The 1,147-nt window shown below is 48.6% G+C and carries 1 pseudogene; it reads right to left on the reverse strand.

The features are described 5' to 3' along the window. Nucleotides 1-1,147: pseudogene (locus H9Y05_RS16170) on the reverse strand (SprB repeat-containing protein); the annotation flags it as partial.

A 1,147-nucleotide genomic window follows, 5' to 3' on the forward strand; every position in this document is an offset into this window, starting at 1 on the left:
GTAACTGTCACAGAATAAGTTCCTGCGGTAAGTCCGCTGAGATCTTCTGTTGTCGCTCCATTATTCCATACATAGCTGTATCCCGGGGTTCCCCCGCTAACAGTTAAATCAATTGCTCCGTCGCTTGCTCCGTTACAGCTTACGTTCCATCCTCCCGCGTAGGTAACAGCAGTTGTTGAAGCGTTCAAAACAGGAGGTTCGGTAAGGGTAATGGTTTGTGTATTTGTACATCCGTTTGCATCGGTAATTGTCACAGAATAAGTTCCGGCGGTAAGCCCGCTGAGATCTTCTGTTGTTGCCCCGTTGCTCCATGTGTAGTTATATCCCGTAGTTCCACCGCTAACAGTTAAATCAATTGCTCCGTCGCTTGCTCCGTTACAGCTTACGTTCCATCCTCCCGCGTAGGTAACAGCAGTTGTTGAAGCTGTCAAAACAGGAGGTTCGGTAAGGGTAATGGTTTGTGTGTTTGTACATCCGTTCGCATCGGTAATGTTTACCGAGTATGTTCCTGCTGGAAGACTGGTTATATCTTCCGTTGTTGCTCCGTTGTTCCACGCATAGCTATATCCCGGGGTTCCTCCACCAACAGTCAGATCAATTGCTCCGTCATTGGCTCCGTTACAGCTTACATTCCATCCTCCCGCGTAGGTAACAGCAGTTGTTGAGGCTGTCAAAACAGGTGGTTCGGTAAGGGTGATGGTTTGTGTGTTTGTACATCCGTTTGCATCGGTAATTGTCACATAATAAGTTCCTGCAGTAAGTCCGCTGAGATCTTCTGTTGTCGCCCCATTATTCCACGCATAGCTATATCCCGGGGTTCCTCCACCAACAGTCAGATCAATTGCTCCGTCGCTTGCTCCGTTACAGCTTACGTTCCATCCTCCCGCGTAGGTAACAGCAGTTGTTGAAGCGTTCAAAACAGGTGGTTCGGTAAGGGTAATGGTTTGTGTATTTGTACATCCGTTTGCGTCGGTTATGTTTACCGAGTATGTTCCTGCTGGAAGACTGTTTATGTCTTCTGTAACTGCTCCGTTGCTCCAGGTGTAGCTGTATCCCGGGGTTCCTCCACCAACAGTCAGATCAATTGCTCCGTCGCTTGCTCCGTTACAGCTTACGTTCCATCCTCCCGCGTAGGTAACAGCAGTTG

Source organism: Taishania pollutisoli (assembly GCF_014518315.1).
In the GTDB taxonomy this organism is placed as follows: domain Bacteria; phylum Bacteroidota; class Bacteroidia; order Flavobacteriales_D; family Crocinitomicaceae; genus Taishania; species Taishania pollutisoli.